The organism is Micromonospora sp. NBC_00898 (assembly GCF_045207895.1).
Classification (GTDB): Bacteria; Actinomycetota; Actinomycetes; order Mycobacteriales; family Micromonosporaceae; genus Micromonospora.
Window position 1 is genome coordinate 3,262,690 of record NZ_CP108775.1, and the last position, 14,175, is coordinate 3,276,864.

Here is a 14,175-nt window from a genome sequence, read left to right on the forward strand (position 1 = left end):
AGCGCACCAGGGCCGTTCATGCGGCGCGTAGGAAGTGTCGGGTACGCCCGTCCCAGTGCACGTGCGCGGTGGCGGCTGGTGTTCCCTCTTCGCGGCAAATCTCGTAAATGTCGAGCGAGGGCACTTGGGGAACGCAGCCCCAGAGCGCGTGCCCTGTCATGGCGAAGTCGACGTCGAGGCGGACGAGCAGGCCTAGCAGCTCCGCGATGGTTTGCTCGTCCACCTTGGCGAACGCGTCGTCGAGCAGGATGAGCCGCAGCGCCGTGTCGGTGTTCTCGAGGCCGGACAAGTAGGCGTCGACCGCCGCGAACAGGGTCACGTACGACACGAAACGGGTTTCGCCTTGGGAGAGTTTCGCCCGCCGACTGATCCGTCGTTCCCTGCCCTCTTCGGGACCGGTGATGATGACCTCGACGGTGTGCCAGGCGCGGTAGTCCAAGGCGGCGCGCAGGTGGACCGCGTACCCGGCGGTCGGGTCTTTGGTCGCCTCGGCCGCGACCCTGCTGGACAGCAGATCCGTGAGTTCGGTGTCCTGCGCGGCGGTACGCACAGCGGCGGCGGTGCTGACGAGGGTTTTGATCTGCACGATGTCGCTGCCCGCCTCCTCAGCCGATTTCCAGGTGAGGCGGACGCCGATACCGTGGCTAGTTCGGATGGACTTGAGGCTGGCGTTCATCGCGGTGATGAGAGTGGTCGCCTGGCCGAGTCGGCGACGCAGTTCCTCCCCTACTTCGCCGAGGACGAACCGGTGGAAGACCTGGTGCTCGCGTTCGGTGAGGGCGGCGCGACCGACCTCGCACTGCCGCTCGATCTCCATCGCGGCGAGGGCCAGCGGTCGGCGGCCGTCGGCGTCGATCAGCTCGAACAGCCGGATGCCAGCCACCACGGTCGCGGCAACGTCGTAGCTGCCGGAGATCTCGCGTTCGAAGGCCTGCTGGGCGCGGAACAGGGCGTTCTCGTCGGATCGGCCCGCGCGCAGCGCCGCAGCGACGGCGGCGGACTCAGCCGCGACCGCTTCCGGCGCGAGGTCGGTGAAGACGTCACCGGGGGCGGCAGTGAACGCCGTGTCGACGATGCCGGGCTGGTTGAGTTGATCCAGCACCGCGGTCACGCGCCGTCCCAATCCGGTACGGCGTTCGCCGGCTCGCGTCGCCGCTGTCTCGGCTTCCGATCCGGCGGTTCCCGCGTCGCGGCTGAGGTTCTGCAGGGCGACCGTGCCTTCCCGAATGGCGTTCCTGATCTTCCTGAGCTGGGTTTCCGCGTCCATGACCTGGCGCTGCACCTCGGCAGCGGCGGTACCGACCGCCTCGGTCAGAGCGCGCAACCGCGTCTCGTCGTTCTGCCAGCTCTGCCAAGCTGCGGCCGCGTGTTTCTCGGCTTCGACCCGCCTGCCGGCCAACTTGGTGACGGCCGTGACCGAGTCCGCGTACCGCTGCATGAATTGCGCGACGTCTTTCGCTTCCTCGGTGACCGTGGCGCAATTGTCCGCGGCGGACCGTGCGGCCTCCTGCAGCGCGCGCAACGAGTCTTCGTCGGCCGGAAGGCCGAACTCTGCACAGGCGAGGCGGTGTTCGCGGTCCTTCTCGGCCCAGGCTCGGGAGAGCTGGTCGGCCGTTGCTCGCAACCGTACGGCGTCAGCTGCGGTCCGAGCGGCCTGTCGAGCCCTTTCCTGGGCCAGGGTACGCGCCTGCGTCAGCGCCGCGGACCGGGGGGCGGTGCGGTGGTGATCACGGAGAGCGGTCCGGCGGGATTGCAGGTCGATGCGTTCGGCCTGCCGAAGCTCGGCTTCGTCGGCGAGCCGTTTCAGGTCGCGCTCGATGTCGAACAGCCGTGCTGCGCGCGCTGCTGCCCGTGCCGCGGCCCCGATGTGCCGCGCCGCGGGTACGGTGTGCCGGCCGCGAAGGGCACCGTTTCCCCAGCTGCCGTCGCCGCCGATCCAGGTGGTGACGGTGGGGTCGTCCAGCCCGATCCGGTCCAGGACAGCTTGAACCGCCGCGGCGGGCAGTGGGCTGGCCGGGTCGACGACGAGCACGGTGGACAGCGGTACGGGCACCCGCTCCCGTACCGGTGTCAGGAGCAGGTGGCCGGTGGTGGCGACGAGCCGGCCGGTGCTGTCCACGGTCGCGGTAAGCAGCCCCGAGGCCAGGAGGCCTGCCTCGAGACCGGCGCGCAGGTCCGCATCGGCTGCCTCGGCGAAGTCCAGGCATCGCCACAACGGCACGCCGTCGGTGCCGGTGACCCAGCCGGGTGCCTCGGGTTCCGGGTCGTGCTCGGCCAGGAGCCTGGCCTGCTCGACCGTGAGTGCCTCAGCCTGCTGCTGTGCCAGATGGTCGGCGTCGCGGAGGCGCTCCAGTGCTCGGTCCACGTGCGCGGTGGCGTCGGAGACGGCGTCGTCAGCCGCGCCGTCCAGCTCTTGCAGGTCGGCCACGTCCGTTCCCTCACCGCAGAGCGCCGTCCGATCGGTGATGATTCGGCGAAGGGCCGGAACCGATGCCCAGTTGACGGGCCCGAGGAGTTCAGCTGTGGTGTGGCTCTCGATCCAATTCCGCCACCGGTCGACGAGGGCGAGAGCCGCATCGTCACGATCCTCGGCGGCCTGCTCGGCGTCGGAGGTGGCCTCCGTGGCCCGCTCCTCAACTTCGGATGCCTTGTCGGCAGCCTGGTCCGCCTCTCGCCGCTGCTCCTTCAGGGAGCGTGCTTCGATCGCACGGTTGCCCGCCTGCGCGGCACGGGTGCGCGCGAGCTGTCCAGTCCGCTGTGCGGCGTCCGTCAAAAAATCCAAGTTCGCCGGTTCCAGTGCGAGAACGTCGGGAACCGGCGTGTCGAGGATGTCCGGCTCGGCAAGGCGCGAGGTCCGTACCGTACGAGGGGTGCCTGGTCCCGGCCGCCGGTCGGCACGCACCTCGGTGGGCAGCTCGTGATCGGTGATGCCGGCCGTGGCCAACCGTTTTCGGGTGTCCCGGAGCGTGGCGGAGATCCGGCCGGCGGCCCGCTCGACATCGCCGGCCAGGATGGCCGTGTCGGCAACGCGCCGCTCCTCCTCGCGGCGCGCTCCGTCTGCGGCCTTCAGCGCTGTGTCGGCTTCGCCGGCGCGGGCGTTCACCACCGCGCCGAGTTGCCCCAGTTCTTGTCCGCTGCGGTAGTCGTCGGAGTCGCGCAACCCGTCCAGGCGTGCTTCGAGGCCTTCGGCCTGCTGGTTTCGTTCCTCCAGGCGCAGCGTGTCAGCGGCGAGCTGCTCCTCGAGCTGAGCGGCGCGGTTCGCGCGCTCGCGCGCGTCGTCCGCGGCCCGCCGCGCTTGCTCGGCGTCGAAGCGCAGGTCCCGCAGGGAGGTGGCGAGCACTCCGGTGACGTATTTTCGGTACGCGTCGAGGAACGTCCGCACCTGATCGCGGGCGGCCTCTAGCCGTTGCTGGTCCTCCCGGGTGCTGGTGAGCCCGTCGAGCTGCTGACCCGCGTCGGTCAAGGCCTCCTCGGACAGCGGCGGCAACGCGTCGGCCAAGATCGCCGGCAGGCGCCCCTCCTCGATGCGGTTGCCGACATCCGGGGAACGCAAGGTGTGCAGCAACTTGGTCAGGCCATCGAACCGCTCACGGCCGAGCTGCCCAGTAAGCCCGAACACTTCGGCGCGTACCCGTTCGCGGTGTTTGTCGGCGACGTCGGTGATGCGTTCCTCGGTGACGAGGTCGGCAAGGTCCCGTCGCGACAGCGGCTGACGATCGGCGCCCAGCAAGGGCAGCCCCGCCCCGACGCGCAGCGGCGTGGTGAAGTACCAGACCTTCGCTTCCTTGGTGCTGACTGCGAAACGGACCAGCGCCCCCAGGGTGAGGAACCGTGTGACCGGATCGCCGGACTCCGCGGATTCTTCATCGCAGCGCAGCTCCAGCCACATGTAGCCAAGGCGGTTGGTCTGCTCGCCGGCGCCCGCACTCATCAGGTCCTCCATCTTGACCGACGAGCCCGTACCCATGTTGCGCCGATCCGCGTCCAGCAGGAACGGCAGCAGCATCTCCAAGGCACGGGACTTGCCGGATCCGTTCGAGCCGCGCAGGATCAACCGGCCGCCGGAGATGTCGAAGGTGTTCTCGTAGTAATGCCACACGTTGACGAAGCCGGCACGCGACAACCGCCATCGGTACGGATACTGCCGCAGAGGGGTCCGGTCGAACAGGTCGGTCACGGCATCTCCAGTTCGAGCTGGTCGGCGAGGCGGCGCGCAGCGCGGGTCGGCGGTGCGGATTGAGGGCGCGGCCGGTAACGGGCAGCAGCGGGATGGACGACGATTCCCTCGGGAGTCGGCCGGGCAAGCCCCATGCCGGTGAGGACCGCGAGGGCTTCATCGCGCAGTCCGATCGCCTCGCCCCAGGCTTTGGCGTGTCGGTTCGTCAGCGACGCAAGGGTCGCTTCGACCTCGGACCACTTCACCGCCAACCCCGGAACCGCCCGTCCGTCGTCGAGGGTCGCGCTCGCGCCGGCTGTCGGCGTACAAGCGTCGATGAGCTCCCCGAGGAGCAGCAACGCGGCCTGCTTGACCCGGCCGCTGCCGGGGAACGTGACGTCGGTCAGGCTGCCGGCCGTGTCGTAGGCAAGGGCGCCCTCGGCCCGGACCTCGAGCGTCAGGCCGAAGTTGTCCGCCAGCACCCGGGTCAGTTCGGTGCGTTCGCGCGACAACACATCTCGTTCGGCGTCGGTGAGGTCCTCACGGCGTACGAGAGGGTTCTCGACCAACTTGCGTCGCAGGGACCGGCGCGGCTGGTCGGCGGTCTGCGGGTCCTCGGCCAGCAGGTCGTCGGTATGCTCCATGCCCGACAGCGGCCGCGCGAGAAGGTGCGGCAGTGCCGCCCGGTGCAGCGTCAGCAGGGCCTCGTCGCGGCGCTCGCCCCAGCCACCGGCCGTCCCGTCGGTTTCCGACAGCACGCCCCAGCCGATCAGATGACCGATCGCGGTCACCAACGCCCGGCGTTCCGGCAGCGTGTCCCCGATCCGGACGCCGATGGTGGCGGCGTCGGACCGCACCTGCTCGATCAGGGCCGAGATGAGGATCTGCTCCCCTGTGCCCGGTGCCAGCAAGGCGGCGCACAACAACGCCAAATGGGTGTACGTAACGGGGGTGAAGGCGCTGCCGTCGGCGCGGCGTGCGGGACGTGCGGGTCCGTCCGCGCTGATGGGCCTTTTGGTGAGACGCGCAAACGTCGACTCGACAACGAGGTGGTAGCCCAGGGTGGTCTTGAACACGCTGCGCAGAGCCGGGGCGTGCAGGCGTACGAGGGAAAGCTCCTCGGCGTGAGCGGCGGTCAGCAGAGGGCGAGCCAGCAGAGCCCTGGCCGCATCCTGCCGTTCCCGGGCCGACTGCGAAGCCGTGCCGGTGGCGCCGCTCATGCCGGGACCGCCAGGCCGCCGCCGGCGGCGTGCAGGCGTTGAGCGACCAGGGCGACGTCATGGATGGTGACGGTGCCATCGTCGCCCGTCACCACGGTGACCTGCCCACGGGCCGGCGTCATCCGAAGCAGTAGGTCGAGATCGGCATCGCTGTCCTCGGCTGCCATGCCGCCCGCGACCACGGCGGCGATCAAGCGCGACAGCTTGTCGAGCAGCAGGTCCCGGGCGGCACGGCTCAGCCGGCTGCGATGCAGGGCGCCCACGGCGATCAGCTCGGCCGCAGCAGCCCGCCGGGCTTCGTTGCGTCGCCGCGCCTGTTCCAGCAGGTGCTGGGCGTCGGCTCCCGGATCCGGGACTCGGGAGCTGCGGCCCCGGGCCGACCGGTCACCTCGCTCGCGCAGCGACACCGGTACGTCCACCGGCACGGCGTCCCACCACGACACGGTCGGCCCGGCGGCCACATCCGATTCCTCCGGCCCAATCAGTAGATGACGCGCCGGATAGGCGCCGAACGCGGCATCGTACAGGCGGTGCCCGGTCTCACTGTCCGCGGTGTGGAACCAGCCGGCGAGCTTGAGCAAATCGGCGCGCCGGGACAGGCCGGTGCCGGAGGCGGTCAACATCCGGCGGGCGTTGGTGATGAGTTGCCCCAGGGCTTGCCGCGCGGCGGCGCGCAGCTGGTCAGGCCCGGAGCCGGTATCGCCGGCGCCGTACCAAGACGCGAGCTGCTCCCACTCGTCGCGCGTACGACCGGGCAGGCGCTCAACGTCCGTGCCCATGCCTTCGATGACCAGCACCGGCAGGTTGTCCAGCACGCTGTCGATCAGCTCGACCACCCACAGGAGCCGCTGCCGGATGAGCGGGGCGTTACGGTTGACGTCGGCGCCGATGAGATCGACGTAGTCGAGCAGCAGGCATTTGAACTGGGCATATTCTTGATCGGCAAGGTCGTAGCGGGTGAGCACGCCCGCCAGGTAGGCGTAGAAGTCGGTGACCGACTCGGTAAAGACTCGATGGTCGGTGAAGACGCTGGTCACCGCGCCGGCGAGGGCCTCGCTGTCGACGGCTCGGCGGGTGTTCGCCACCTGGTCCAAGATCTGTTGCAGGCTGTCGACAATGCGCGCGAGCAGTTCACGCGCCACCTCACGCGCGCCGTCGACAGCTCGCAAAATCTCCTCGGCCTCGCGGTGAAGGCGCCCACCCAGCTTCGAGACCTGGTATCGCGACCGAGACCGGTGATAGGCAGCGACGGTGGGCACGCGGGTCTCGCGAACCGAGCGGACCAGGTTGCCCCACTCCACCAGCTGCCGGCACCGGCCCTCCACCGTGTCGGGCTCGAGGACGGTGCCCTGCTCCGCCAGCTGCGAAGCGATCTCGACGGCGGAGAGGTCGGCGAGCAGGGTTCCGGTGATGACCCGCATGATGGCGATGTAGTCGTCTGCCACCTCGGCAGTCAGGTACGCAAATAGGGCGCGTTGAGTCGACGTGTCGCGCGCGACCCGATGGTCCGAGGCCACCGGCTCGCCGGTCTCCTGATCGGTCATCGTCCTCCCCAGTACGGAGTGACTGCACTTTGCCCCGACGGTAACGGAGGGTTCTGACATCCTCGTATGCCGAACCAGTCGATCGAGCAGCCCTGAATATTCGGTGGCGGTACTGGCTGGGCGGTCCAGCAGGCGTCACGGACCAGCGCGGTCTTCGGTGGTGGCGAGCGGGTGTGGTTGGCCGGTCATGGCAGCCAGCGCCGTAGCGACGGCTTGCAGGTCAGCCTTGATATATGAAGTGGTGGCCGGTCCGGTGGAGTCGGTGTGTCCGGCGTAGGCGCGGGCGATGCCGTAACCGAAGTGCCGCTCGACCCAGGTGAGCGTGGTGTGGCGAAGCCAGTGGGTGCTGACGCCCTGCGTGGCGACCCAGGGCAGGCGTTTCCCGAGGCGGGCCCAGAGGTGGTCGTAGCGGCGGCTCGTGATGGCCTGCCCGTTGCGGTAGCGCAACAGTCGATCGGTCGGCAGCACCGCGCCCCGGGTGCGGGCGTGTTCGTCGAGGTGGGCGGCGAGGTCGAGGGTGATCGGCTGCCAGCGCAGGGTGGCGCCTTTCTCGGTGAGCCGCACGAGCCCGCGGATGGTGTCCAGGTCGTCGAGGCGCAGCGCGAGGGCGCCGCCGCGGCGGCATGCGGTTTCGGTGTCTAGACGGAGCAGCAGGGCGTCGAGGATGACGTCCTTGCCGCTGCTGCGGGCGGCGAGGTTGATCTGCTCCAGTTCGGGTGGGGTGAGGGCGTGGCGGGTGCTGGGCAGCCGGCGGGGTTTGACCACTCGGTGCGCCGGGCTGGCGGCGGCGGGGAGGAGCCCGTCGGCGATGGCGCGGTTGTAGATGGCGCGGGCGGCGGCGATGACGTGCTCGCCAGCATGACGGCCGCTGCGGCTGTTACGCCGCGACCGAGCGGTCGCGGCGATCTGTCGTTGCATGGCCTCGATGTCACTGGCCGCGACGGCATTCAACGGCAGGTTGCCCCAGGCGGCGGCCATGCGGTTCCAGTACGTGCCGTAGGTACGGCGGGCCCCGGGCCCGGCAGCGGCGAGCACACGGGGCATGTACTCGGCGAAGGCCGGCAAGCCGGGACCCGGGTCGGCTTGGAGAACGGCGATAGTGACGCCGAGGTGGTCCAGCAGCTGCCGGGCTGCGGCGAGTCGGGCGGGATCAGCTGGCATGGTTGCCTCCCTCAACTGCTGGTGGAGTTCGGTGAGCAGTCGTGCCAGCTGGCCGGATGGATCATGAGGAGGTCATGGGCGACCATGGCGGCGAGCAGTAACGGCTGGCCAGGGTCGATCCCGCACATCCGGCGGGCGCCGCCGGGTAGGTGCAGCTCGCCCCGTGGACCGACACGATGCGAGCCGGCGGCCGCTGAGGTGAGGAGCAGTCCACCCGCCTGCACGTCGAGGTCGAGGCGGTGACCAGGTCCCCAGCGCAGCGCCCGCAGAAGGTGGCGTTCCGTCAGCCGGCCGGAGGGGTCGGGACGGGCCATGCCGAGCAGCAGGTCGACCGGTGAGACGCCAGCCGGGAGGTGAGGGGCGGGCAGGGCCGACATCGGCGCGGGGCGGGGCCGTGGTCGGCCGGGCAGCGCGGTGAGGACGAGCGCGCCGATGAGCCGCTCGCCACCGGATCGGTGAGTTGGTGTCATGGCGGTGACAACCGCCATCGAGCCGCCGGCCGTGCGGGCATGGCCATAGGTTGACGACACTCGCGGCAGTCAGCGGCGCACCAGATGCAACGGAGGGAGATCAGCCCCGCGAACGCCAAACCGGATTCGTCTTCGGTGAAACTCCACCAATATTGGTGTCCGAGGGGCGACGTCGACCACAAATCCATGATCGTCGTTCATAACGAACTACAACTGGCACCCGGATAACCGCAGCAGTCGACTCCTGATGCCGCCGTCGCCGTCTACCGACTGTGGCGCGACGGCGGCTTCGCCGTCCGACGCCCTGCGCTGGCTCCTCCATCGGCCGGGTAACTCGCAATGTCTGCCTCCCGACGTGGAGCAGGTCAGGTTCAACCCACAACCCGGTCTCCTTGTTCAGGCTGTGCCGGCAGGGTCACCCACCCTGCCGGCACGCCAGCGTGGACCGCGGGGCAGGAGGCGAGAACCTCACGACCCGCAGTAGGTGTCAGGGCTTGAGGATCAGCCGAATCGGGCTGCCTTCTTTCTTCACGAGCCGTTCGACGCCGCAGGGCGCGTCGGACAGCGGGAGCACATCGCTGACCGACCCGGAGAGGTCGAGGCGGTGGTGGCCCACCAGGGAGACGAGCTGCTCGACGTGCTCGGGTGCGCTGCCATAGTGGCCGCGGACCTGCTGCTTCAGGTAGCTGAACAGGGTCGTCTGGTGAATGGTCAGCGGTTGGGGCGCCAGTCCGACCAGGACCAGCCGGCCCTCGTTGGCCAGGACGTCCTGGGCCTGGGTCCAGACCGGCGGGGCACCGGCCAGGTCGAAGGCGACGTCGAGGCCACGCCCGTGGGTGATCCGGCGTACCTGCTCAGCGAAGTCGTCGGCGCGGGGATCGAGGACGTAATCGGCGCCCAGGGCGAGGGCCCGGGTCCGGGCATCCGGGATCGGATCCACGGCGACGATCGGGGCCGCCCCGACGAGACGCAGCAACTGCACCGCGTGGGCGCCCAGACCGCCCAGCCCCCACACGCCGACGGCCTGGGTGGGGCGTACGTCACCGGTGCCGACGATGGCACCCCAGGGGGTGGAGACCGCGTCGGGGATGATCGCGGCCTGCTCCAGCGGGAGATTGTCGGGTACGGCGACGAGGGTGAAGTGGTCGGCGATGGCGTACTCGGCCCAGCCACCGTCGTAGTCGACCCCGCGGGTCAGCGGGTGCTGGCACTGGCCGACCCGCCCGAGGAGGCAGGGCGGGCAGGCGCCGCAGGGCTGACCGGCCTGCAGCAGCACGCGCCGCCCGACCTGCCATTCGGCGGGTACCTGCGCGCCGACGGCGTCGATGACGCCGGCGACCTCGTGCCCGAGGGTCACCTTCTCCACGGCGGTGTCCAGTCGCAGGCTGCCGTCGATGAGGTGGACGTCGGACAGGCAGATGCCGGCCGCGGCGACCTTGATCCGTACCTGGCCCGGTCCCGGCTGCGGGATGGCCACCTCCCCCATCGCGAACGTGCCTGTCTTGTAGTCGAGTCGGCCGGCAAGCATGGTGGACATGACATTCTCCTTGTCTCGCGGTGCGTACGGTCGCCCCCACCGCGCGGGGCATGGGTGATCCGGCGCTCTCGCGCCGTATTGCCGGGGATTGCGGATCAGGCGAAGACGTCCTGCTGGTAGCGCCCGTCGGCGTCGAGCTGGTCGAGCCACTTCTCGGCGTCGTCGGCACTGCCGCCCGTCCAGTTGCGGTAGATGCCGGCCAGCGCCTGGCGTACCGACGGGGCCATCCGCCGACCGTCGCCGCAGACGTAGATGTGGGCGCCGTCCCGGATCGCGTCCCAGATGGCGTCGCCGTCGACGGTGATGGCGTCCTGGACGTACTTGTGCGGGTGATCGGGCACGGTGGAGAACGCCAAGTGCACCTCGGCGACGCCGGCCTGCTCCCAGGCCTGCATCTCGTCGCGGTAGAACCAGTCGTGCTCCGGGTGCCGGCAGCCGTAGAACACCTTCGACAGACCGACCTCGACACCGCTTGCCTGCTGAGCGGCGCGCTCCTGCAGGAAGCCGCGCAGCGGGGCAAAGCCGGTGCCGGGACCGACGAGGATCATCGGCGTGGTCGGGTCGGCCGGCGGGTGGAACGGCGGGGCCGGGACGCGGACGTACCCGAAGAACACGTCGCCGGGCCGGAGCCGGGCCAGGTATTGCGAGGTCAGGCCGCGGTATTCACCGTCGCCGGACAGTGCCGGACCCTCCACCAGGCCGACGGTCAGTCGCGGCCGGTTCGGCTCGACCATGGCGGCCGAGGAGATGGAGTAGAACCGGGGCCGGATCGGCCCGGCCAGCTCCAGGAAGGCAGCCAGCGGCAACTCGACGGCGGGGAACCGCTCCAGCAGGGCCAGGACCGAGACCCGCTTGGCGAGGATCTCGTTCTGGTAGCGCTGGCACGCCTCGTCGGAGTCGTCGAGGTACCTCTGGAGCTGCCCGGTGGTCCACGGGCACTGGGTGTGCTCGGCCAGCGCCCGCAGGTGCGTGCGGCTGGCCACCTCCTGCAGCTCGACGAACTCCGTCAGCAGCAGCTCTGCGGTCACGGGCACATCGATCGGCAGGTGGGTGCCGGTGCTGGCGTCCTCGCGGCGCAGCCGGACCACCTGGTCGCGGGGTACCCGCACCAGCCGCAGCGCCCGCGTCACCAGCTCTGGGTCGTTCTTACCGAAGACGGCCAGGTGGTTGCCGGTCTCGTAGCCGACCCCGTCGGGCAACTCGACGGTGATCGACAACGCCTGCGGGCGGGGCGCCTCCACGCTGAAGTCCCACAGCCCGGTCGGGTCGCCGACCAGCTCCTCGCTGGTCACCACGGTGATCGGGTACGCCTTGTTGGAGACCACTGCCGGTCGCACCTGCGCCTCGGTGAGGACCTCCAGCTGCAGTCGCGGGCCGGCGGTGGCGCTGGTGTCCGCGCCGTACTGCTCGGCCAGCGCCGCCCACAGTGCGGCAATCCACGTGGTCGCCATGCCATCGAAGTCGCCGTTCGCGTCCACCTCACCACGCGGCACGATCGGCGTGGCACCGGCCGCCAGCAGCGCCGCCTCCACCCGCTTGGGGAATGCCTGGTAGGTGATCCAGTGCGTGTTGCCGTTGCCCAGCACCGCGAACCGCACCTGCGACATCGATCCCGCCGTCAGACCGCCGGCGGCGGCGAGGGCGTCGAAGCGCTGCGCGTTGTCCGGGGCCTTGCCGTTGTAGCTCGGCGTGACCACGACGAGGATTCCGTCGGTGGGCGGGTTGTCGGCCAGTTCATCCAGCGTGAGCACGGTGGTGTCGAAGCCGGACTGCTCGGCCCGGCCGGCCAGCTGCCGCGCGAGATCCTCCGAGGCGCCCAGATTCGAGCCGTACGCGACGCGCAGCGTGACGCCGACAGCGTTCACCGCAACCACCGGCGCCTGCGGCTCCTGCACCGCCTGCGCCTCGGTGTCGAATCGCTCGTACGGCTGGCGAGAGCGCACCCGCACCATGAAGTTTTCCGGCTTGCGGGTGAGCGTCTCCTTGACCTTGATCTGGTAGTCGTTCGGGTCGGTGATCGCGAAGTTCTGCAGGACCAGGGCAAGGGCGAGCCGGGCCTCGGTGAGGGCGAACTGCCGGCCGATGCAGGCCCGCTCGCCGTTGCCGAATGGCTTGTAGGCGTGCGGGTGGTGCTGGGAAATGTTCTCCGGCCGCCACCGGTCGATGTCGAACTCCGTCGGCCGGTCCCACGCCTTGGGGTGCTTGTGCAGCGCGGGGATCAGGACCATGACCTGCTGGTCCTTCGGCAGTGCGTACCTGCCGCCGATCACGGTGTCCTCGAACGGCGCCAGGGCGATCGCGGGGATGGGCCCCCACAGGCGCAGGGTCTCATCAAGGACCCGCGGGATCACGTTGAGCTTCATGATCGTCTCGTAGGTGGGCACCGTGTCACCGGGCAGCAGCCGGTCGACCTCCGCATACGCCTGGGCCAGCACGTGCGGGTTGCGCAGCAGCTGGTACAGCGCGTAGGAGAGCAGACCGCTGGTGGTCTCGTGCCCGGCGATGAGGAACGTCACCACGTTGTTGCGGATGTTCTCGTCGGACAGCGGCTCGCCGGTCTCGGGGTCGACCGCGCCGAGCATCAGGCTGAGCAGGTCGCGGCGATCGTCGCCACCACCCGCGCGACGTTCGCGGATGACCTCCTCGACGAGCGAGTGCATGACGCGCACGTTCTCCTCGAAGGTCCGAATCTGCCGGCGCCGCATCGCGGTGACGAACGGCGGCTGCTTCAGCCGCCCCATGGCCTCGTGCAGAGAGTCCGCCAGGGCCTGCAGGAACGGATGCACCTCCTCGCTGCCGAAAGAGTCGAACCGGTAGTCGAAGCCGGTGATCCCGATCGTGTCGAGGGTCAGCCGGGTCATGTCGGCGACGACGTCGAGGTCCTTGCCTTCGTCGCGCCGCCACCTGCCGACCAGCGCGTCGGCAACCTCGAGCATCTCGGGGAAGTACGACTTCATCGACCGCTGGCTGAACGCGGGCATGAGGATCCGGTGGGCCTTGCCCCAGTTCGGCTCGTCCCCCCTCGCGGTGAACAGGCCGTCCCCGGCAATCGCCCGCACGTCACTGTGCGGCTTGTCGATCGGCTTGTAGAAGCGCGACTCGTCGCAGAGCTCCGCCACCAGGTCCGGGTCCGATACCAGGACGAGCTCGCGGCCGGGCAGCGCGAGCCGGTAGATGCCCTCGGGGAACTGACCGGCCATCTCCTCGAAGAACGCCGCCGGTCCGTCGGACGGGATCTGCAGCGCATTCCCGACGATCGGAATCCCGCGCGGGGCGGGAATGGTCTTGAGGTTGCTCAACAGGTGGACTCCTTTCCTGAGGTTGCCGGCGGTGACCGGCCAATGGATCCGGGTGCCGGACGTCAGCCATACGCTGTATGGCTGCTGCTACCATACGGTGTATGGCTACGACCGGACAGGCCTCAGGGGGCCGAGGAGACGCGCGTCTCACCGAAAAGGGCATCTACACCGCGGCGCTGCGGCTCATCGACGCCGACGGGGTGGGCGCGCTGAGCATGCGGAAGCTGGCCGCGGCGCTGGGCGTCAACCCGATGTCGCTCTACCACCACGTGCCGAACAAGGCCGCGCTGCTACGCGGCGTCAAGAACCTCGTCGCCGCGCAGTTCCAGCCGCGGGTCGACGGCGGTACCTGGCAGGAACAGCTGTACCGGTTCGCGAGAGACTTCCGAGCGCTGGCGCACCGGCATCCCAACCTCATCGTGCACAGCCTGGCCAGCCCGGACTTCATCGAGCCGGAGGACCCGTTCTGGACCGGACTGACCGGCATCCTCAACAGCGCAGGCGTGCCTGCCACGGAGGTCGCCCCCGTTGGAGCGGTCCTCACCAGCCTCTTCTCAGGCTTCCTTCTCGCCGAGGGCAACGGGACCCTGGGTCGCCTCGCTGCCCTGCAACCCACGCCCACAGCAGGTCCGGCCACTGCATCGAGCGCGGGCGGAGGCGGCGACAGCAGCTTCGCGTTCGCAGTCCAGACCCTCATCGCGGGCATCGAGGCTCACCTTCCCCCGATGACCTCCCGCTGAGCTGGACCGCGCGTGCCAAGGTCTCATCCCCGCCAACGTCCCGGCGGG

8 protein-coding genes are annotated in these 14,175 nt (G+C 69.8%); 1 reads left to right on the top strand and 7 read right to left on the bottom strand.

Annotated features, from left to right (window positions below; genetic code table 11):
* Positions 1 to 16: 16 nt before the first annotated feature.
* The 7 genes from OG799_RS15950 to OG799_RS15980 form a co-directional block, all read right to left on the bottom strand.
* Positions 17 to 4,177, bottom strand: a complete 4,161-nt coding sequence (locus tag OG799_RS15950; RefSeq protein WP_406045816.1) for a TIGR02680 family protein — start codon at positions 4,175 to 4,177, stop codon at positions 17 to 19.
* Positions 4,174 to 5,376, bottom strand: a complete 1,203-nt coding sequence (locus tag OG799_RS15955) for a TIGR02678 family protein (RefSeq protein ID WP_406045817.1) — start codon at positions 5,374 to 5,376, stop codon at positions 4,174 to 4,176. Before OG799_RS15955 ends, OG799_RS15950 begins: the two co-directional genes overlap by 4 nt.
* The gene (locus tag OG799_RS15960; RefSeq protein WP_406045818.1) at positions 5,373 to 6,920 is read right to left on the bottom strand and encodes a DUF2397 domain-containing protein; all 1,548 of its coding nucleotides are present in this window, start codon (positions 6,918 to 6,920) and stop codon (positions 5,373 to 5,375) included. The genes OG799_RS15955 and OG799_RS15960 overlap by 4 nt, the downstream gene beginning before the upstream one ends.
* A gap of 135 nt (positions 6,921 to 7,055) precedes the next feature.
* On the bottom strand, positions 7,056 to 8,081 hold the full coding sequence (locus tag OG799_RS15965) for a tyrosine-type recombinase/integrase (protein ID WP_406045819.1): 1,026 nt from the start codon (positions 8,079 to 8,081) through the stop codon (positions 7,056 to 7,058).
* Positions 8,082 to 8,092: 11 nt separating this feature from the next.
* The gene (locus OG799_RS15970) at positions 8,093 to 8,551 is read right to left on the bottom strand and encodes a hypothetical protein (protein ID WP_406045820.1); all 459 of its coding nucleotides are present in this window, start codon (positions 8,549 to 8,551) and stop codon (positions 8,093 to 8,095) included.
* Between the two features lie 487 nt (positions 8,552 to 9,038).
* Positions 9,039 to 10,088 (bottom strand): zinc-binding dehydrogenase, encoded by a 1,050-nt coding sequence (locus OG799_RS15975; protein WP_406045821.1) that lies wholly within the window; start codon positions 10,086 to 10,088, stop codon positions 9,039 to 9,041.
* A gap of 95 nt (positions 10,089 to 10,183) precedes the next feature.
* Entirely contained in the window at positions 10,184 to 13,387 is a 3,204-nt protein-coding gene (locus OG799_RS15980) for a cytochrome P450 (protein WP_406045822.1), read from the bottom strand.
* A gap of 101 nt (positions 13,388 to 13,488) precedes the next feature.
* Between OG799_RS15980 and OG799_RS15985 the strand changes: the two genes are divergently transcribed.
* Positions 13,489 to 14,127, top strand: coding sequence for a TetR/AcrR family transcriptional regulator (locus OG799_RS15985; protein WP_406045823.1), 639 nt, complete (start codon positions 13,489 to 13,491; stop codon positions 14,125 to 14,127).
* Positions 14,128 to 14,175: the final 48 nt, after the last annotated feature.

Bases quoted from the DNA above. Each gene is read 5' to 3' on its own strand.
- OG799_RS15975 (WP_406045821.1), bottom strand. From the start codon at position 10,088: ATGTCCACCATGCTTGCCGGCCGACTCGACTACAAGACAGGCACGTTC.
- OG799_RS15955 (WP_406045817.1), bottom strand. From the start codon at position 5,376: ATGAGCGGCGCCACCGGCACGGCTTCGCAGTCGGCCCGGGAACGGCAG.
- OG799_RS15960 (WP_406045818.1), bottom strand. From the start codon at position 6,920: ATGACCGATCAGGAGACCGGCGAGCCGGTGGCCTCGGACCATCGGGTC.
- OG799_RS15965 (WP_406045819.1), bottom strand. From the start codon at position 8,081: ATGCCAGCTGATCCCGCCCGACTCGCCGCAGCCCGGCAGCTGCTGGAC.
- OG799_RS15985 (WP_406045823.1), top strand. From the start codon at position 13,489: ATGGCTACGACCGGACAGGCCTCAGGGGGCCGAGGAGACGCGCGTCTC.
- OG799_RS15970 (WP_406045820.1), bottom strand. From the start codon at position 8,551: ATGACACCAACTCACCGATCCGGTGGCGAGCGGCTCATCGGCGCGCTC.